At 67.8% G+C, this 18291-nt stretch carries 16 protein-coding genes; 4 read left to right on the top strand and 12 right to left on the bottom strand.

All coding sequences use genetic code 11. The annotated features are described in order from the left end of the window. Positions 1-21: 21 nt before the first annotated feature. The 4 genes from D472_RS0112390 to D472_RS0112370 form a co-directional block, all read right to left on the bottom strand. The gene (locus D472_RS0112390) at positions 22-1356 is read right to left on the bottom strand and encodes a M16 family metallopeptidase (RefSeq protein ID WP_017604806.1); all 1335 of its coding nucleotides are present in this window, start codon (positions 1354-1356) and stop codon (positions 22-24) included. A gap of 108 nt (positions 1357-1464) precedes the next feature. Further along, a complete protein-coding gene (locus D472_RS0112385; RefSeq protein WP_017604805.1) occupies positions 1465-3771 on the bottom strand; it encodes a polyribonucleotide nucleotidyltransferase in 2307 nt (768 codons plus the stop codon). 290 nt (positions 3772-4061) lie between these two features. Beyond that, positions 4062-4331, bottom strand: coding sequence for a 30S ribosomal protein S15 (gene rpsO / locus D472_RS0112375; RefSeq protein ID WP_017604803.1), 270 nt, complete (start codon positions 4329-4331; stop codon positions 4062-4064). Positions 4332-4584: 253 nt separating this feature from the next. Next, complete coding sequence (locus D472_RS0112370) at positions 4585-5547, bottom strand: bifunctional riboflavin kinase/FAD synthetase (protein WP_017604802.1); 963 nt, start codon at positions 5545-5547, stop codon at positions 4585-4587. Positions 5548-5709: 162 nt separating this feature from the next. On the opposite strand from D472_RS0112370, the gene D472_RS0112365 reads away from it, so the two are divergent. After that, positions 5710-6570 carry an alpha/beta fold hydrolase gene (locus D472_RS0112365; RefSeq protein ID WP_017604801.1) on the top strand — a complete coding sequence of 287 codons (861 nt, stop codon included), beginning with the start codon at positions 5710-5712 and terminating at the stop codon, positions 6568-6570. 32 nt (positions 6571-6602) lie between these two features. Here the strand turns inward: D472_RS0112365 and truB are convergent, their stop codons facing one another. From truB to rimP, 7 genes are all read right to left on the bottom strand, one after another. Then, the gene (gene truB / locus D472_RS0112360; protein ID WP_017604800.1) at positions 6603-7490 is read right to left on the bottom strand and encodes a tRNA pseudouridine(55) synthase TruB; all 888 of its coding nucleotides are present in this window, start codon (positions 7488-7490) and stop codon (positions 6603-6605) included. A gap of 54 nt (positions 7491-7544) precedes the next feature. Continuing rightward, on the bottom strand, positions 7545-7979 hold the full coding sequence (gene rbfA / locus D472_RS0112355; RefSeq protein WP_017604799.1) for a 30S ribosome-binding factor RbfA: 435 nt from the start codon (positions 7977-7979) through the stop codon (positions 7545-7547). A 2-nt stretch (positions 7980-7981) separates the two neighbouring features. After that, a complete protein-coding gene (locus tag D472_RS0112350) occupies positions 7982-8278 on the bottom strand; it encodes a DUF503 domain-containing protein (RefSeq protein WP_026117621.1) in 297 nt (98 codons plus the stop codon). Between the two features lie 86 nt (positions 8279-8364). Next, positions 8365-11331 (bottom strand): translation initiation factor IF-2, encoded by a 2967-nt coding sequence (gene infB, locus D472_RS0112345; protein ID WP_017604797.1) that lies wholly within the window; start codon positions 11329-11331, stop codon positions 8365-8367. 230 nt (positions 11332-11561) lie between these two features. Next, positions 11562-11855, bottom strand: coding sequence for a YlxR family protein (locus tag D472_RS25390; protein ID WP_086003783.1), 294 nt, complete (start codon positions 11853-11855; stop codon positions 11562-11564). Between the two features lie 28 nt (positions 11856-11883). Then, on the bottom strand, positions 11884-12906 hold the full coding sequence (gene nusA, locus D472_RS0112335; protein WP_017604795.1) for a transcription termination factor NusA: 1023 nt from the start codon (positions 12904-12906) through the stop codon (positions 11884-11886). Positions 12907-12930: 24 nt separating this feature from the next. Continuing rightward, entirely contained in the window at positions 12931-13413 is a 483-nt protein-coding gene (gene rimP, locus D472_RS0112330) for a ribosome maturation factor RimP (protein ID WP_017604794.1), read from the bottom strand. A 366-nt stretch (positions 13414-13779) separates the two neighbouring features. Between rimP and D472_RS0112325 the strand changes: the two genes are divergently transcribed. Together D472_RS0112325 and D472_RS0112320 are read left to right on the top strand one after the other, a co-directional pair. Next, positions 13780-14310 (top strand): ferritin-like domain-containing protein, encoded by a 531-nt coding sequence (locus D472_RS0112325; protein WP_017604793.1) that lies wholly within the window; start codon positions 13780-13782, stop codon positions 14308-14310. Positions 14311-14342: 32 nt separating this feature from the next. After that, positions 14343-14819, top strand: coding sequence for a ferritin-like domain-containing protein (locus tag D472_RS0112320; protein WP_017604792.1), 477 nt, complete (start codon positions 14343-14345; stop codon positions 14817-14819). Between the two features lie 80 nt (positions 14820-14899). Here the strand turns inward: D472_RS0112320 and D472_RS0112315 are convergent, their stop codons facing one another. Continuing rightward, positions 14900-16633: a proline--tRNA ligase gene (locus D472_RS0112315; protein ID WP_026117620.1), complete on the bottom strand. Its 1734-nt coding sequence runs from the start codon at positions 16631-16633 to the stop codon at positions 14900-14902. Between the two features lie 175 nt (positions 16634-16808). On the opposite strand from D472_RS0112315, the gene D472_RS0112310 reads away from it, so the two are divergent. Next, positions 16809-17660 carry a spermidine synthase gene (locus tag D472_RS0112310; protein ID WP_017604790.1) on the top strand — a complete coding sequence of 284 codons (852 nt, stop codon included), beginning with the start codon at positions 16809-16811 and terminating at the stop codon, positions 17658-17660. Positions 17661-18291: the final 631 nt, after the last annotated feature.

Below are 18291 nucleotides of genomic sequence, written 5' to 3'. Positions count from 1 at the left end.
TGCGGGCCCGTCGCACAGAACCTAGAACACCCGATCGGTGTCGTAGGGACCGATCACGGCCAGGGTACGCGGCCGGGACAGCAACTCCTCGGCGACCGCGGCGACGTCCTCTTCGGTCACCGCGTCGAAGCGGGCCAGGTCCTCGTCGATGGAGAAGTGACGCGGCTGAACCAACTCGTGGGCGAGCAGGCGGCCCATACGGGCGCTGGTGCCTTCGCTACCCAGCACCATCGCGCCCTGGATCTGGCCCTTGGCCCGGGCCAGCTCCTCGGTGGTGATACCGGAGGCCGCGACCTTGGCGAGCTCCTCGCGGCACACCCCGATGACCTCGTCGGCCTTCTCCGGCAGGCAGCCCGCGTAGATCTGGAAGGTACCGGTGTCGGCGTAGGCGATGTGGTAGGCGTGCACCGCGTAGGCCAGGCCGCGCTTCTCCCGGACCTCCTGGAACAGACGGGACGACATCCCACCGCCCAGGGCGGCACTGAGCAGGCGCAGGGCGTGCCAACGCGGATCGGTGCGGGTGATCCCCTCCGAGCCCAGGAGGATGTGGGCCTGCTCGGTCTCCCTCGACTGGATGACGGTGCCCTCGTGGGTACGGACGGCCGACCCTGATCCCCGAGGACGAGAGGGGCGCGCGTCCCCGGCCACCCTCGAATGCTCGGCGAAGATGGAACGAACCTGCTCCACGACCTGCTCGTGGTCGAGACTGCCCGCGGCCGTCACGATGAGTTCGGAGGGCAGGTAAGCGTCACGGTACTGCTCGGCGATGCGTTCGCGGGGCAGGGCCTTGATGGTGTCGGTGGTACCGAGGATGGGTCGGCCCAGCGGGCTGTCACCGAAGAAGTGTTCGGCGAAGACGTCGTCCACCAGGTCGGCGGGCTCGTCCTCGTACATGGCGATCTCCTCGAGGATCACGCCACGTTCGGTTTCCACCTCGCCCTCGTCCAGCACCGAGTTCGCGACCATGTCGCCGACCACGTCCACCGCCAAGGGCAGGTCGCGGTCGAGCACCTTCGCGTAGTAGCAGGTGTGCTCTTTGGTGGTGTAGGCGTTGTGGTCGGCGCCCACACCGTCCAGCAGAGCCGAGATCTCCAGCGCCGACCGGGTCCGGGTTCCCTTGAACAGCAGGTGCTCCAGGAAGTGCGCGGAACCGGCGTGCGCCGAGTCCTCGTCACGGGAGCCGGTGGTGGCCGAGATGCCGAAGGCGGCGGAGCGTCCACCCGGGATGTTCTCGGTGACCACGCGCAGGCCACCGGGCAGCACGGTCCGACGCACCAGACCGGAACCACCATCGGGCTCCAGCAGGGTCACGGTCGTGCCGGGGTCCTGGTCGGCGGCGGTGGGGACAGAACTCATGAATCCTTCTTCTTCGCGTCGGATCGTTCAGGAGAGCATACGGGCTCCCACGACGGCGGGGCGGCCGCGTCACCGAAGACGCGACCGCCCCGTGGGCATCGAACGGGATCAGGTGTTCTCGGAACGCCCACCCGAGTTACGGCGACGACGGCGGCGCGGGGCGCCCTCGTCCTTGGCTTCATCGGAGCCGTCGTCACTCTTGGCGGCGGAGCTCTCGGACTCCCCACCCTCGTTCTTGGCGGCTTCGGCCTCCACGACCTCGACCGGGGCCAGGGACAGCTTGCCCCGGTCATCGATCTCGCGGATCTCGACCTGGATCTTCTCACCGATGCTGATCACGTCGTCGAGGTTCTCGATCCGCTGGCCACCGTGCAGCTTGCGGATCTGCGAGATGTGCAGCAGACCGTCCTTGCCGGGCAGCAGCGAGACGAACGCACCGAAGGTGGTCGTCTTGACGACGGTTCCCAGGTAGCGGTCGCCGACCTCGGGCATGGTCGGATTGGCGATCTGGTTGATCGTGTCCCGGGCGGCCTCGGCGGAAGGGCCGTCGGTGGCACCGATGTAGATGGTGCCGTCGTCCTCGATCGTGATGTCGGCGCCGGTGTCGTCCTGGATCGAGTTGATCATCTTGCCCTTGGGGCCGATGACCTCACCGATCTTCTCCACCGGGACCTTGACGGTGAGGATGCGCGGAGCGTTCGGGCTCATCTCGGCCGGGCTCTCGATGGCCTCCTGCATGACGTCCAGGATGGCCAGTCGGGCACCACGGGCCTGCTGCAGGGCCAAGGCCAGCTGCTCCGCGGGAATGCCGTCGAGCTTGGTGTCCAGCTGTAGGGCGGTGATGAGCTCACGGGTACCGGCGACCTTGAAGTCCATGTCACCGAAGGCGTCCTCGGCACCGAGGATGTCGGTCAGCGTGACGAACTCGTCGCCCTCACTGATCAGGCCCATGGCGATACCGGACACCATTTCCTTGAGGGGCACACCGGCCGCCATCAGGGACATGGTGGAGGCACAGACCGAACCCATCGAGGTGGAACCGTTGGAGCCGAGGGCCTCGGAGACCTGACGGATCGCGTACGGGAACTCCTCGCGAGAGGGCAAGACCGGCAGCAGGGCCCGCTCGGCCAAGGCACCGTGTCCGATCTCGCGCCGCTTGGGCGAGCCCACCCGACCGGTCTCGCCGGTGGAATAGGGCGGGAAGTTGTAGTTGTGCATGTAGCGCTTGGTCTTGTCCGGGTTGAGCGTGTCAACCGTCTGTTCCATGCGCAGCATGTTCAGCGTGGTGACACCCATGATCTGGGTCTCACCGCGCTCGAAGAGGGCCGAACCGTGCACACGCGGCAGAATGCCCACCTCGGCGCTCAGGCTACGGATGTCCTTGGGACCACGGCCGTCGATGCGGACCTTGTCGCGCAGCACGCGCTCGCGCATGAGCTGCTTGCTCAGGCTGCGGAAGGCGGCGCCGACCTCCTTCTCACGGCCCTCGAAGTCCTCGGCGAGCTTCTCGGCGGACTCGGCCTTGATCTTGTCGAGTTCGGCCTCGCGGTCCTGCTTGTCGGCGATGGTGAGAGCCTTGGACAGGTCCTCGCGAACGGCACCCTCGACGGCGGCGTAGACGTCGTCCTCGTAGTCGAGGAAGATCGGGAAGTCGCCCTCTTCTCGGCTGGCTTGGTCGGCCACGGCCTGCTGTGCCTTGCACAGCACCTTGATGTAGGGCTTGGCTGCTTCCAGGCCCTCGGCGACGGTCTGCTCGTTGGGACCGACGGCTCCTTCTGCGACCAGCTTGAGGGTCTGCGGGGTGGACTCGGCCTCGACCATCATGATCGCGACGTCACCGTCCTCCAGGACACGGCCGGCCACGACCATGTCGAAGGTGGCGTTCTCCAGCTCGGCGTGGGTGGGGAAACCGACCCACTGACCGTCGATCAGGGCGACCCGCACACCGCCGATCGGGCCGGAGAAGGGCAATCCGGCGATCTGGGTGGACATCGAGGCCGCGTTGATGGCGACGACGTCGTACAGGTGCTCGGGGTGCAGGGCCAGGACCGTCTCGACGATCTGGATCTCGTTGCGCAGACCCTTCTTGAAGGAAGGGCGCAGCGGACGGTCGATGAGGCGGCAGGTGAGGATGGCGTCCTCGGAGGGACGTCCCTCACGACGGAAGAACGAGCCGGGAATGCGACCGGCGGCGTACATCCGTTCCTCGACGTCCACCGTCAGGGGGAAGAAGTCGAGATTGTCCTTGGGGCGCTTCGAGGCGGTGGTGGCCGACAGCACGACGGTCTCGTCGTCGAGGTAGACCGTGGCCGAACCGGCGGCCTGGCGAGCCAGACGACCGGTCTCGAAACGGATGGTGCGGGTACCGAACTTGCCGTTGTCGATGACGGCTTCGGCAGAGTAAACGCCCTCCATGGGCGACCTCCTGTTACACGTTGGGCTGCGTCGCGCCCGGTGCGACCAGGGCGACTTCATGTTCTTCGCCCGCGTCGTGCCCCGGAGGTGTTCTGGTCGGTCATCGATCGAAGTCCACGGCACCGCCCCTGAGGGGCTGTGTCCGGAGACCACTACCGAGGACCGACCCCTATGGCCCGGGGAAACGGCACGGGTATGGCTTGGTCCGATGGCGCCCGCGTCGGGCGCCACTTCGATTACACCTTACTAACAAACGGGGAGCGGCCGAAGCCACTCCCCGTCGAGTTCGACTAGCGGCGCAGACCCAGGCGCTCGATCAGCGAGCGGTACCGGGTGATGTCCTGCTTGGCGAGGTACTTGAGCAGGCCGCGGCGGCGACCGACCATCAGGAGCAGGCCACGACGACTGTGGTGGTCGTGCTTGTGACCCTTGAGGTGTTCGGTGAGCTCGGTGATGCGGTGCGTGAGCAGCGCGATCTGAACCTCGGGGGAGCCGGTGTCGCCTTCCTTGGTGGCGTACTCGGCGATGATCTTTTCCTTGGTGGCGGTGTCGATCGACACGACGCTCCTTCTATGTGAATCGGTACGCGGGACGAACCCCGGCACGTGACAGGGGTCGGACGCGGTGACCGCGCGTACGAACAGTCACCGTCGCGTGTGCTGTGCGCGGCCCGCCGCCGAAGACGTGGGGACGCCGCGCTTCCGTCGCTTCCGCCACCTCGGGGTGGGCCGACCGCGGGCACACGTGAACGTGACCAGCCTACCGCAGTTCACAAGCGAAAAGACAAGCGTGAGCCGTGACGCGCGACTCTCCTCAGACGCTGTCGTCGACCTCTGCCGCCAACACCTCGCGGCACCGGTCCACGTCGCGACGCATCGCCACGATCAACTCGTCGACACTGTCGAAGCGCTCCTGGCCACGGATACGCGCGGTGAACTCCACCGCCATGTCCGATCCGTACAGCTCCAGGTCCTCACGGTCCAACGCGTAGGCCTCCACGGTGCGTTCGGCACCGTCGAAGGTGGGGTTGGTGCCCACCGAGATCGCGGCCGGCCAGCGCGAATCCTGTCCGAGGACCGGTTCGAGCCTACTGAGCCACCCCGCGTACACCCCGTCCCCGGGCACCGCGATGTCCGAAGCCAGATCCATGTTGGCGGTGGGGAAACCCAGCAACTCCCGGCCGCGCGCCGCGCCGTGCACGATCTTCCCGCTCACCCGATGCGGACGCCCCAAGAGTTCGGCGGCGGCGGCCACGTCACCCTCGCCCAGGAGGCCTCGAACCCGAGTAGAGGTGATGGCCTCACCTTCCGAGACCAGGCCGACCCCGTTCGCGGTGAAACCGAACTCCATGCCCGATTGGGTCAGGGCGGCGACGTCACCGGCCGCCCGGTGACCGAAACGGAAGTCCTCCCCCACCACCACGGCGGCCGCTCCGAGGGCGTCGACCAATACGCGACGGACGAACTCCTCCGGAAAGAGCCCGGACAGCTCCTTGTCGAAGGGCAGGACGCACACGGCGTCGGCGCCCAACTCCACCAGGAGTTCGACCCGACGCCCCATCGGGGTCAACACCGGCGGAGTGATGCCTCGGAGCACACGTTCGGGGTGGGGGTCGAAGGTGACCACGACGACGGGAAGTCCCAGGTCACGCCCGCGTGCGACGGCGGAGCCCAAAATGGTCCGATGTCCACGGTGCACTCCGTCGAAGACACCGATGGCCACCACGGAGCGCCCCCAGTCGGCGGGAATCTCTCCCAATCCGTCCCATCGCCGCACGTTCGGCCCCCTCGCTCCTGACGACGTGATCCGGTTCAAGCGTGCCATGTCCACGAAGCGGGTTCGGACACGCCGGTGGTGCGGAGCACCACACCACCGGTTTCTTCCGCCCCGGACAAAAACGGATTGGCATGGGGGAGAAGCTCGGTTTACCGTGCCAGAATGGCGATGATCAGTACCGATGAGACTCGACTGTCCTATGAGGAGGCTGGCGACGGCCCTCCGGTCGTGTTCGTGCACGCGGGCATCGCCGACCTGAGGATGTGGAACCACCAGTTCGCCGAACTGTCGCGCACCCATCGGGTGGTGCGTTACGACTGGCGGGGACACGGGGGTTCGGCCGACCACGAGGGCCCCATTCCCCATCATCAGGACTTGCTCGCGTTGTTGGACGCCTTGGACATCGAGGAGGCGACCCTGGTGGGAGCGTCCTTCGGGGGTGCCTACGCGGTCGACGCGGCATTGGCCGCACCCGACCGGGTGAACGCGTTGGCCCTGGTGTGTCCGGGTATGTCAGGGCACGAGTGGCCAGAGGTCTTCGTTCGGGAATCGCGGAAGATGCTGCTGTCGGCGGTACCGCACGAGCGCCTGGTCGGCTACCAGGAGGGGAACGCGGACCCGGACCCGGCGGACGTGGCGGCGATGGCCCAGAGCCAGGCCGGTTTCATGGTGCTCGGGCCGGGGCGCTCTCCCGAGGACCTGTCCCCCGAGGCATGGGACCTGACGCTGTTGATGCTGCGGGAGTCGTTCGCTCGCCGCTGGTCGAGCCCGGCCAACGAGCACCTGTGGCCCCAGCGGCCCGCCAAGGGGCGGCTGCACGAGATCGACGTGCCGACCCTGGTCGTCAAGGGGTCGTCCGAACTCCCCCAGATCCAAGAGGTCGCCGACCTGTACGCACGGGGCATTCCAGGCGCACGCCTGCTGGAGATGCCCGAGACCGGTCACCTGCCGTCGGTGGAACGTCCGGGGGAGCTGACCGCCGCTTTGGCCGAGCTCCTCTCAGAGCTCCCTCAACGCTCTTGAGTGTTTTCGGGGATTCGACACAGAGGCTCAGGTCAGGCCGGCGCGAAGACGACGACCGGTTTCATGTGATCGGGCCGGTTCTCCCCCAGGGCGACCACGGTGCCGTCCGGGGCGAACAGCCCGATGGGTCCCTTCCCCAGGGAACTGGGAGCGATGCGGTTGCCGTGCCGGATGGCGCGGGTCTCGGCCTCGTCCATGGTGCGCACTGGGAACACCGCCGCCACCGCCTGGGCGAGCGGCACCTGGACGAATTCCTTCGCCAACTGGTCCAGGGTACGGGCCTGTGACAGGTCGTAGGGACCCACGCGGGTGCGGCGCAGCGCGGTGAGGTGACCGCCCACCTCCAGGTCGGCGCCCATGTCGCGGGCCAGCGAACGGATGTAGGTCCCACTGGAACAGGTGATGACCGCGTCCACGTCCACGAAGGTGCCGCCCTCGTCCAGCACACGCCGGACATCGGTCACCTCGAACTCGGAGATGGTGACCTCCCGGGCCCTGAGGGCGACCTCCTTGCCCTCGCGCGCCGACTTATAAGCCCGTTCTCCGTCCACCTTGATCGCGCTGACCTGCGGAGGCACCTGCTGGATGGGGCCGGTGAGCCTGGTGATCGCCGCATGAACCTCTTCGTCGGTGACCGCCGCAGCGTCGGTACGGACACCGGGTTCACCCTCGGCGTCGTCGGTGTTGGTCACCAGCCCGAGCCGGATGGTGGCCTCGTAGGTCTTCTCCGTCAGGGTCAGGTGACCGAGCAACTTGGTGCCCTTCTCGATCCCCAGTACCAGAACACCCGTGGCCATCGGATCCAGCGTGCCCGCGTGCCCCACGCGTCGGGTGCGCGCCAGACCACGGGTCTTGGCGACCACGTCGTGCGAGGTCCAGTCGGCGGGTTTGTCCACGACCACGACGCCGCTCTCGGCCATGATGCTCCTTCGGGGCGGAAGGGGCGGCGGCCCACGCCACCGCCCCGGGAATGACTACTCGTCCTCGTCCACACGAGGGGCCTTGTAGGGGTCGGCCTCACCCGCGGGCTTGGCACCGGTGGCCCGCTGGGCCACTTCCTCATCGGACTTGCGTGCCTGAACCAGCAGTTGCTCGATGTGCTGGGCGTTCTCCTGCACCTCGTCGATGACGAAGGTCAGGCTCGGTGTGTGCCGGATTCCGGTCTGGCGACCCACCTCGCTGCGGATCACGCCCTTGGCGCTCTCCAGGGCGGCCGAGCTCGCCACCTTCTCCTCGTCGGAGCCGAACACCGTGTAGTACACCGTGGCGTCCCGAAGGTCGGCGGTGATACGAGCATCGGTCACCGTGACGAATCCCAGGCGCGGGTCCTTGATACGCCGTTCCAGCATCTCGGCGACGATGCGCTGGATGCGGTCGGCGATCTTCCGTGCGCGTGCGGCGTCAACCATCGTCAGTCTTCCTCTTCGTTGAAGAGCCGCTGTCTGGCGGACAGCAACTCCAGTTCGGGACGGCCCGCGACGAAACGCTCGCAGGTGTCCATCTGGTCCCTGGCGTGTGCGGCCGTGGGAGCGACCACCGCTACACCGATCTTCGCCCGACGGTAGAGGTCGTGTTCGCCCACCTCCGATACCGACACCGAGAACTTTCGGCGCAGTTCCGAGATGACGGGTCGGACCATCGAACGTTTCTGTTTGAGCGAGTGGACGTCTCCGAGGAGCACGTCCAGGGTCAACGCCCCAACGTACAAGTGATCACCTGTGGTGTTGTGAGAGCCGGCAAAGGCGGGGCCCCGGACGCACTGGTCCGGGGCCCCTGATGGATCAGTCCACACGACTAGTCGCGGGGCTTCTCCTGCATCTCGTAGGTCTCGATGACGTCCTCGACCCGGATGTCGCTGTACCCGACACCGATACCGCACTCGAAGCCCTCACGGACCTCGGTCGCGTCGTCCTTGAAGCGCCGCAGCGACTCGACGTTGAGGTTGTCGGAGATGACCACCCCGTCGCGAATGAGCCGTGCCTTGGCGTTACGGCGGATGAGGCCGTCGCGGACGATGGAACCGGCGATGTTGCCGATCTTGGGCACCTTGAAGACCTCACGGATCTCGGCGCTGCCGAGACGGACCTCCTCGTAGACGGGCTTGAGGAGACCCTTGACCGCGGCTTCGACCTCGTCGATGGCCTGGTAGATGACCGAGTAGTACCGGATGTCGACGCCCATGCGGTCCGCCAGCTGGCTGTTCTTGCCCTCGGGCCGAACGTTGAAGCCGACGATGATCGCATCCGCGGACGACGCCAGGTTGATGTCGTTCTGCGTGATCGCGCCGACGCCGCGACCGATGATCCGGATGGCCACCTCGTCACCACCGGCGTCGATCTTGAGCAGCGATTCCTCGAGCGCCTCGACCGAACCGGACATGTCACCCTTGATGAGGAGGAGCAGCTCAGAGCGCTCACCCTCCTTCAGGTGGTCCTTCCAGGTGTCGAGGGTGACCCGACGGGCCGACTTCGCCTGCTGGGCGAAACGCTCTCGCGCCTCACGCTGCTGGGCGATCTGACGGGCGACCCGGTCGTCCTTGACCACCAGGAAGCTGTCACCGGCGCTGGGAACGTTGGTCAGACCCAGCACCTGCACCGGACGGGACGGTTCAGCCGACTGCACGTTCTCACCGTGCTCGTCGAGCATGGCTCGAACGCGACCGTAGGCGTCGCCACAGACGATGGAGTCACCGACGTTGAGCGTGCCCCGCTGGACCAACACCGTGGCCATGGAACCACGACCGCGGTCCAGGTAGGCCTCGATGGCCAGGCCCTGGGCGTCCATGTCCGGGTTGGCCTGCAGGTCGAGCTCGGCGTCCGAGGTCAGGATGATCGACTCCAGCAGGGCGTCGATGTTCTCACCCTTGAGCGCGGAGATGTCCACGAACTGGACGTCGCCACCGTACTCCTCGGCCACCAGGCCGTACTCGGTCATCTGGGCGCGCACCCGCTGTGGATCGGCGCCTTCGACGTCGATCTTGTTGACCGCGACCACGATCGGCACCTCGGCCGCCTTGGCGTGGTCGATGGCCTCTGCCGTCTGCGGCTTGACACCGTCATCGGCCGCCACCACCAGCACGGCGACGTCGGTGACCTTCGCACCACGGGCACGCATGGCGGTGAACGCCTCGTGACCGGGGGTGTCGATGAAGGTGAGCTTGCGCTCTTCGCCGTCCACCTCGGTCGAGACCTGGTAGGCACCGATGTGCTGGGTGATTCCGCCGGCCTCGCCACTGGAGACGTTGGTCTTGCGGATGGTGTCCAGCAGTCGGGTCTTACCGTGGTCGACGTGACCCATGACGGTGACCACCGGCGGACGCGGACGCAGGTCGGCGTCGCCGCCCTCGTTCTCACCGAACTCGATGGAGAAGGACTCCAAGAGTTCGCGGTCCTCGTCCTCGGGACTGACGACCTCGACCTTGTAGCTGAGTTCCTCACCGAGCAACTGCAAGGTCTCGTCGGGCAGCGACTGGGTCGCGGTGACCATCTCGCCCAGGTGCATCATGACCTGGACGAGCGACGCCGGGTTGACGTCGATCTTGTCACCGAAGTCCGACAGCGAGGCGCCACGGGACAGGCGGATGGCCTGGTTGTTGCCGCTCGGGATCTTGACGCCGCCGAAGGACGGAGCCTGGAGGTCGTTGAACTCCTGACGCCGCTGCTTCTTGGACTTGCGGGCACGACCGGGACGACCGCCCGGACGACCGAACGCACCGGCCGTTCCGCCACCGCGGCCGCGACCGCCACCACCGGGACGACCACCGAAACCACCCGGACGCGGACCGCCGCCACCAGGACGCGGACCGGCACCGGCCGGGGCTCCGCCTCGACCGCGGCCACCGCCGCCGGGACGGCCGCCGCCACCACGACCGCCACCCGCGGGTGCGGCCGGACGGGACGAGGGCATGTTCATCGGGCTGGGGCGTGGACCGCCCGGACGCGGGGCACCGCCACCAGGACGCGGGGCACCCGCCCCACCGCCGGGACGGGGAGCCGCCTGGCCACCGGGGCGCGGCGCGCGGTCGCCACCCTGCGGGCCGGGACGCGGTCCCGGACGAGGACCGCCCGGACGCGGAGCGCCGCCACCGGGGCGCGGCGCGCGGTCGCCACCCTGCGGGCCGGGACGCGGTCCCGGACGCGGGGCACCGCCACCGGGGCGCGGCGCGGTCGGCTTGGCGCCCATGCCGGAGGCATTGGACGCGAACGGGTTGTTACCCGGACGCGGGCCCGGACGAGGACCGCCCGGACGCGGGGCACGGCCGCCTTCACGGCCACCGGAACGCTCGCCGCGCTGCTGACCTCCACGCTGCTGGCCGCCGGGAGCGGCCGGCTTGGGGCCGGGCTTGGGAGCCTCGGCACGAGGGCTCTTCGGAGCGGGCTTGGGGCCCGGCTTCGGAGCGGCCTCGAACGTCGGTGCGGCGGGCTTGTCGACCGGAGCGGCCGGCTTGCCGGCCTGCGGTGCGGCGGGCTTGGGAGCCGGACCCGGCTTGGGTCCCGGCTTGGGAGCGGGCCCCGGCTTGGGAGCCGCGGGGCGCGCGGAGGTGCCGGCGGTCGGCTTGGGTCCCGGCTTGGGAGCCGATCCACCCTTCTTGCCACCGTCGGAACCGTCGTTGAAGGCTTCCTGCAGGCGTCGAACGACGGGGGCCTCTATCGTGGAGGACGCCGAACGGACGAATTCGCCCATCTCATTGAGCTTGGCCAGGACGGCCTTGCTCTCTACTCCGAACTCCTTGGCGAGTTCGTATACCCGGACCTTCGCCACTACTCTCCTTCAGCTTCGGTCCGGGACATGGGCTTGTGCCGGACCGTCGTTAGCTCGTACTCATCGCTGCGTACTCATCAGGCGCTCATCGCAATCTCGACCTGCTTCCTCATCGCTACACAACAATGGGCCGGTTCATGGGTGCCGACACAGCACTGCACGCCGACCTCGGTCACTACAACCTCGAGGCCGGCCCGGACATTCCAACCCTATCCGGATTCGTGACACGCTCAGCCATGCGGGTCGTCGTCGAACAACGACGCCACACGTGAGACGTCCCACCCGGCGGGGTTCGTGCCCTTGCGACTCCGGAAGGCGCGTGACCACGCCTTCCGGCGCTCCGCGAGTTCGAAGCATCGGCGATCGTGGTGCAGATAGGCTCCGCGCCCCGGACGTCGACCCCGGGTGTCGGGCGTGATGGCCGTGCCCTCGGCCACCAGCCGCACGAGGTCGGACTGGACTGTCCGTGACCGGCAACCCACGCACGTTCGTACGGGACGGCCAGAGCCGTCTTCCGCCACCATATCGTGTCGGGACATGAACGCGACCCGTTCAGCCGGCCGAAGTGGCGTCGTCTGCGTCCCTGGCATCGGTTTCGGGAGCGTCCTCGCCGGTCTCCACCGGTTCGGCGTCGGAGCGGATGTCGATGCGCCAGCCGGTGAGACGCGCGGCCAGACGCGCGTTCTGACCTTCCTTGCCGATGGCCAGCGACTGCTGGTAGTCCGGAACGATGACACGGGCCACGCGAGCGGCCATGTCGAGGATCTCCACCGAATTGACCCGAGCCGGCGACAACGCGTTGGCGACGAACACGGCGGGGTCCTCGGAATAGTCGACGATGTCGATCTTCTCTCCGTGGAGCTCGGCCATGACGTTGCGCACTCGGCCACCCAGCGGACCGATGCAGGCACCCTTGGCGTTGACACCACCACGGTTGGAACGGACCGCCATCTTGGTACGGTGACCGGCCTCACGGGCGATGGCCGCGATGTCGACCGTGCCGTCGGCGATCTCGGGAACCTCGAGCTCGAAGAGCTTGCGCACCAGGTTCGGATGGGTGCGGGACAGGGTCACCGAAGGGCCGCGGTGCCCCTTGCGAACCTGAACCACGTAGGCGCGCAGACGCTCACCGTGGGTGTAGGTCTCGGTGGGGACCTGTTCCTGCGGAGGCAGGACGGCCTCGATCTTGCCGAGGTCGACCAGCACGTTGCGGGGGTCCTTGCCCTGCTGGATGATCCCGGAGACGATGTCGTGCTCACGACCCGCGAACTCACCCAGGGTCAGTTCGTCCTCCGCGTCACGCAGACGCTGCAGGATGACCTGCTTGGCGGTGGAGGTGGCGATACGGCCGAAACCGCTCGGGGTACCGTCGAACTCGCCGACGACCTCACCCTCCTCGTTGGTCTCCTCGACCCACACCGTCACGTGGCCGGTGGAGCGGTTCAACTCCACACGTGCCTTCCTTTCGGAGCCCTCCTCGCGGTGGTAGGCGATCAGGAGGGCGTCCTCGATCGCCTTGGCGACCAGTTCAACGGCGATGTCCTTCTCGCGCTCCAGGCTGCGCAGGACACTCATGTCAATATCCACGGGGCTCCCCCTCTAGTCCGCCGCGTCGGTGTCGGCTTCGCGACGGAATTCCACCTGGACCTTGGCCTTGGCGATCTGCTCGTAGGCCAGGGTTCGGGGCCGGCCCTTGGCGTCCAGGGTCACGCCCTGATCGTCGGACTCGGTCACACGTCCGGTGAGGTCCCCACCTTCGACGAGGTTCACCTTCACCAGGCGGCCGCGGGAGCGGCGCCAGTGGCGGGGCAGGGTCAGCGGACGGTCCACCCCGGGCGAGGTGACCTCCAGGACGTAGGCCTGTTCACCCATGACGTCGGAGGCGTCCAAGACCTCGTTGACGTCCTGACTGACCTCCCCGACCGTGTCCAGGTCGACCCCCTGGTCGGAGTCCACGACCACGCGGAGCACGCGGCGTTTACCGGCCGGTGTCAGCTCGATCGCCTCCAGGTCCAGTCCTGCCTTGACCAGAACCGGTTCCAGCAGCTCGGCGATGCGCTCGTTGCGCGCCTGCGCTCCCATGCGTGTTAGCCCCTCAAAACGGCGAAATCCCGCCCGCTCATCCTCAAACCGTTGAACGGGGCGGTCCAGCTCTCTACGTAGTCTGCGGTACATCGGCTTCGCGTCCCTTGCCGGAACGGAAAAGGCACCGCACGTCGTGCGCGACGACGGTTGTGCTGCAAGGGTATCCACATCCGGACGCCTTCCAGGTCGCCGCACGGGGTGGGGCGCGTCGCAGCGAACGTGTCGGGGACCGCGAGCCGGGTCCCGGGAGGCGGTAGCGCCCGGGCCGGGGCCCCGGCCCATCGTGGAAAGATGGTCGCGGACCGCCTCCGACGGCGGGAGCCGTCGACGCCGCCCCGGCTCGGGGCGAGGGAGGAGACCCCCGTGGGCCAGTGGAACGTCAGCCGTCGCACGGTGTTGGGTGTCGCGGTGTCCGCCCTCGCGGCCGGTTCCACCCTGACCTCCAGCGGGTGCGGTAGGACCGACTGGTACCCCTATGACGTGACTCCGGACGTGTACGTCCTGCGCTCCCTGATCGCGGAGAAGAAGCGGATGGTGGCACGGTACGAGCGGGCCCTCAGCGATGCCGTGGAGCCCAACGGACTCTTGGAGGGGTTCTTGGAACACCACCTGGCCCACCTCGACTCGCTCCTGTCGGCCCTACCCGAAGGGATCGGCCCCCAGGCCCTTGAGGAGGAGACCGAGAACGCCGAGGAGGGATCCACCTCGTTGGAGGACGAACCCACCGGTCCGAGTGTCCCCGTGGGCCCGGCGGGGCTACGGGTGCTGGAGGCCGCGGCGGCCTCGGCCCGCCTGGACCAGGCGGCGGCCGTGAGGGACCCGGCTCTGGCCCAATTGGTGAGCGGGATCGGCGCCTGCGAAGCAGGGCACGCCCATTTGTTCGACGAGCTTTGAACGATCGGCACCGAGAAGGACGAGGTAGTCAGGTGAGCGAAAGCCCCACCCCGGCCGAGGGCGAGGAGGCACCGGAGAGATCGGACCGGGGCTTGGATCCCACCTCCGAGGCCTTGGCCGAAGCTCTGAGGGCCGAACACGCCGCGGTGCACGGGTTCGAGTTCATCGGTGGCGCCGCCGGTGACGAGGATCGGCGTGAGCGTGCTTCGGCGGCCATCTACCAGCACAAGGCGTTGCGCGATGTGTTGCGCGAAGCCGCCGTGGAACGCGGCCTGGAGGCCCCGCCCGCGCTCGCTTCGTACCCGATCCCCCAGGGCCGTGAGGGCGCCGACATGGACGCCTTCGCGGCCGGCCTGGAGGGAGCCGCGATGGAGGCCTACCTGTGGTTGGCCTCCTCCCCCGACACCGATCTGCGTGTCACCGCCGTCCGGGCCCTCCAGGAGGCGACGGTGCGATCCCTGCGCTGGGGCGCCGAGCTCGACGTCCTGCCCGGTTTCGGGAGCCCCTAGAAGCCGGGCGCGCCTCGTACACGAAGGAGCTCGCACGTGTGCGTGCGAGCTCCCTTCCGTCATCCGTGCCCTGCTCGGTCCTACTCGGTACAGACAGCGACGGTGCGGTCGATGATCTCCTCGATCGGCACCTCGGAACGTTCACCGGTGGCCCGGTCCCGCAGCTCGACGAGGCCGTTCTTGAGCCCTCGGCCGACGATCACCGTGGTGGGAACGCCCAAGAGTTCGGCGTCGGTGAACTTCACACCGGGGGCGGCCTTGCGATCGTCGACGAGCACTCGAAGGCCTCGGGCCTCCAGTTCACCACCGATGCGCAGCGCCTCTTGGACCTCATCACCCTTTCCGGTGCCGACCACGTGCACGTCGGCTGGGGCGATCTCCCGCGGCCACACGATGCCCTTGTCGTCGTGGGACTGTTCGACGATGGAAGCCACGGCTCGGGAGACTCCGATGCCGTAGGAACCCATGGTGACGCGCTTGGGCTTGCCATCGGGGCCCAGGGCGTCCAGCTGAAAGGCGTCGGCGTACTTGCGACCCAACTGGAAGATGTGACCGATCTCGATGCCACGGGCGGTGTACAGGGTGCCCTGGCCGTCCGGGGAGGGGTCTCCGTCACGCACCTCGGCGACGTCGATGACCCCGTCCGGGGTGAAGTCGCGTCCGGCCACCAGGTCGATGACGTGGTGGTCGGCCTTGTCGGCGCCGGTCACCCAGGCGGTACCGGTGACCACGCGCGGGTCGACGAGGTAGCGGACCTTGTTGTCGATCAGGGCCTTGGGCCCGATGTAGCCCTTGACCAGGAACGGGTTGGCGGCGAAGTCGGATTCGTCGAGGATGGCGACCTCGGCCGGCTCCAGGGCGGCCTCCAAGCGTTTGAAGTCCACCTCCCGGTCACCGGGGACACCGATGGCCAACAGCTCCCACTCGTCCGAGCCGGGTGTACGGGTCTTGACCAGGACGTTCTTCAGGGTGTCGGCTTCTGAGAAGTCACGGCCCAGATCGGCGCCGTTCAGGAAGTCCACCAGGGTCTGGATCGTGGAGGTGTCCGGAGTGTGGTGGACCCGTGCCTCGGGCAGCCCTTCCAAGGGCAAGGGCTCGGGCGCCGGAATCTTCACGGCCTCGACGTTGGCGGCGTAGTCGGATCCGGTGCTGCGGACGAAGGTGTCCTCACCGGTGGGTGCGACCGCCAAGAACTCCTCGGAGGCCGAACCACCCATGGCGCCGGAGGTGGCGGCCACGATGACGTATTCCAGGCCGAGCCGGTCGAAGATCCGGATGTAGGCGTCGCGGTGCTTGTCGTAGGAGACCTGCAGACCCTCGTCGTCGATGTCGAAGGAGTAGGCGTCCTTCATGTGGAACTCACGGCCGCGCAGGATGCCGGCGCGGGGACGGGCCTCGTCGCGGAACTTCTCCTGGATCTGGTAAAGAATGACCGGGAAGTCCTTGTAGGAGGAGTACTCACCCTTGACCAGGAGGGTGAAGAGTTCCTCGTGGGTGGGACCGAGCAGGTAGTCGGAGCCCTTGCGGTCCTTGAGCCGGAAGAGGGTGTCTCCGTACTCCTCCCAGCGTCCGGTGGCCTCGTAGTACTCCTTGGGGAGCAGGGCGGGCAGCAGGACCTCCTGCCCACCCATGGCGTTCATCTCCTCACGAACCACGCGGGAGACGTTCTCCAGGACGATCTTGCCCAGGGGCAGCCAGCTGTAGACACCGGGAGCCGCGCGGCGCACGTACCCGGCGCGCACGAGCAGCTTGTGGCTCGGCACCTCGGCGTCCGCCGGGTCCTCACGCAGGGTGCGCAGGAACAGGTTCGACATCCGCAGTAGCACGGCCACTCCTCGGTGAACGTGCCCGGTGACCACCGGGCACGGGATCGGAAAAGTCTGGGGAGACCCAGGCTAACGCCACGAGCGAGGGGTTCGTGCGTCGGTTCCGAAGGGCTCGCCAGAGCGCCTAACGTTGGGTGGATCTTCGGCGGAGGGGACAAAGGGCATGGGCCGACGGGCACGCGACAGGGTCGAGAACGAAACCGAGGTCTCGACCGTTCCGGGGGTGGACCTGCTCGCCGACGCGGACCGGACGAACTCGTGGTTCCTGCTGGTGGAAGGCACCCCACAGTCACACGTGGACCTGTCCGACCCTACCTACCTGGACTTCTCGTACGTGCGGCGGATCGCACACGCCGCGGACCTGGTGGCTCCGGAAGGTGAGGCGATCGACGCACTACACCTGGGCGCGGGGGCGCTCACGGTGGCCCGGTACGTGGCGCACACCCGTCCCGGTTCGAACCAGCGGGCGGTGGACGTGGACGCCGCGCTGGTGGAACTGGTGCGTCGGCGACTGCCCTGGGACCGCCGCGCACGGTTGCGGGTGGGCATCGGCGACGCCCGTGAGTGGATCGCCGCCCGGCACGACTCCAGCGCCGACCTCGTGGTGGCGGACGTGTTCTCGGGTGCCCGCACCCCTGCCCGTCTGACGTCGGCGGAGTTCCACGCCGAGGCGGCCCGGGTACTACGGCCGGACGGTTTCCTGGTGGTCAACGTCGGTGACGGCTACGCGCTCAAGCACACCCGCGCGCAGGTGGCCACGGTGCGTTCGGTGTTACCGCACGTGGTGCTGTCGGCCGAACCGGGGGTGCTGCGCGGGCGCAGGTTCGGCAATCTGGTGCTGGTGGCGGGGCACCGGCCACCACCGAAGGAGGAACTGGGTCGTCTGGCGCACCGTGACCCCGAGATGGCGCGGTTGATGGCGGATGAGGACCTGGACCGCTTCGCCTCCGGGTACGTCCCGGTGCACGACGCCGACGCGGTGGACTCTCCGGAGCCTCCCCTGGACCTGTTCTGAACATCATGACCAAATGCGAACATATGCCTCGTTGAGGGGCGGCGGTCTTCCTTACACGGTGTGAGGCTTCAGTTCCAGAAAATGACCGGAAGCGGACATCCTTCCCCTTCCAGTGCTCGAACCCCCTAGCTTTGACCTGAGCGCGTCTTCCCCCAGCGCCCTCCGGGCCGTGGAACGTCCCCCCGTTTCCCTTCCGGAGGTACTTCGGCCGCCCGACTCCTGGCACGTTCAGGGCTCGGGCGGCCGGCACGTGTTCGGGGCACCACCTCGTGACGAGCGGAGCAGAGGACCTCCGGGCACACGCGCGGTGTACTCCCCGGCTCTGTTGGTGGCTTCGTCCACGGATCCGCCTTTGACGCAACCGCCCGGCGTGACCGAGGCGTTCGTGTGGTCGATGCTGCTTCCCATGGTTCCGGTCGTGCTCCTGGGACAGGTTTGGCTCTACCGAATGACACGCCGGCCGGCCGCCGAAACCACTTTCTTCGCGTGATGGTGGATCAGCGACACCGGCGATGACCCAGCTCACGAAGGCGTGGGAAGGATCGCGGACCCTCGGCGCCTCCGGCCATGAACGGGTCCGTTCCCGGCTTGGGGTTGGCAAAGGCCGGCGACGGGAAGTTCATTGTTCGGG

It is taken from the genome of Nocardiopsis alkaliphila YIM 80379 (assembly GCF_000341005.1).
Classification (GTDB): Bacteria; Actinomycetota; Actinomycetes; order Streptosporangiales; family Streptosporangiaceae; genus Nocardiopsis; species Nocardiopsis alkaliphila.
Note: the sequence above shows the minus strand (reverse complement) of the source record. Positions and strands in the feature narration are given on the sequence as shown.

Bases quoted from the DNA above. Each gene is read 5' to 3' on its own strand.
- D472_RS0112385 (WP_017604805.1), bottom strand. From the start codon at position 3,771: ATGGAGGGCGTTTACTCTGCCGAAGCCGTCATCGACAACGGCAAGTTC.
- D472_RS0112315 (WP_026117620.1), bottom strand. From the start codon at position 16,633: ATGTCGAACCTGTTCCTGCGCACCCTGCGTGAGGACCCGGCGGACGCC.
- rbfA (WP_017604799.1), bottom strand. From the start codon at position 7,979: ATGGTTGACGCCGCACGCGCACGGAAGATCGCCGACCGCATCCAGCGC.
- nusA (WP_017604795.1), bottom strand. From the start codon at position 12,906: ATGAGTGTCCTGCGCAGCCTGGAGCGCGAGAAGGACATCGCCGTTGAA.
- rimP (WP_017604794.1), bottom strand. From the start codon at position 13,413: ATGGGAGCGCAGGCGCGCAACGAGCGCATCGCCGAGCTGCTGGAACCG.
- D472_RS25390 (WP_086003783.1), bottom strand. From the start codon at position 11,855: ATGGTGGCGGAAGACGGCTCTGGCCGTCCCGTACGAACGTGCGTGGGT.
- D472_RS0112365 (WP_017604801.1), top strand. From the start codon at position 5,710: ATGGCGATGATCAGTACCGATGAGACTCGACTGTCCTATGAGGAGGCT.
- D472_RS0112310 (WP_017604790.1), top strand. From the start codon at position 16,809: ATGGGCCGACGGGCACGCGACAGGGTCGAGAACGAAACCGAGGTCTCG.
- D472_RS0112390 (WP_017604806.1), bottom strand. From the start codon at position 1,356: ATGAGTTCTGTCCCCACCGCCGCCGACCAGGACCCCGGCACGACCGTG.
- truB (WP_017604800.1), bottom strand. From the start codon at position 7,490: ATGGCCGAGAGCGGCGTCGTGGTCGTGGACAAACCCGCCGACTGGACC.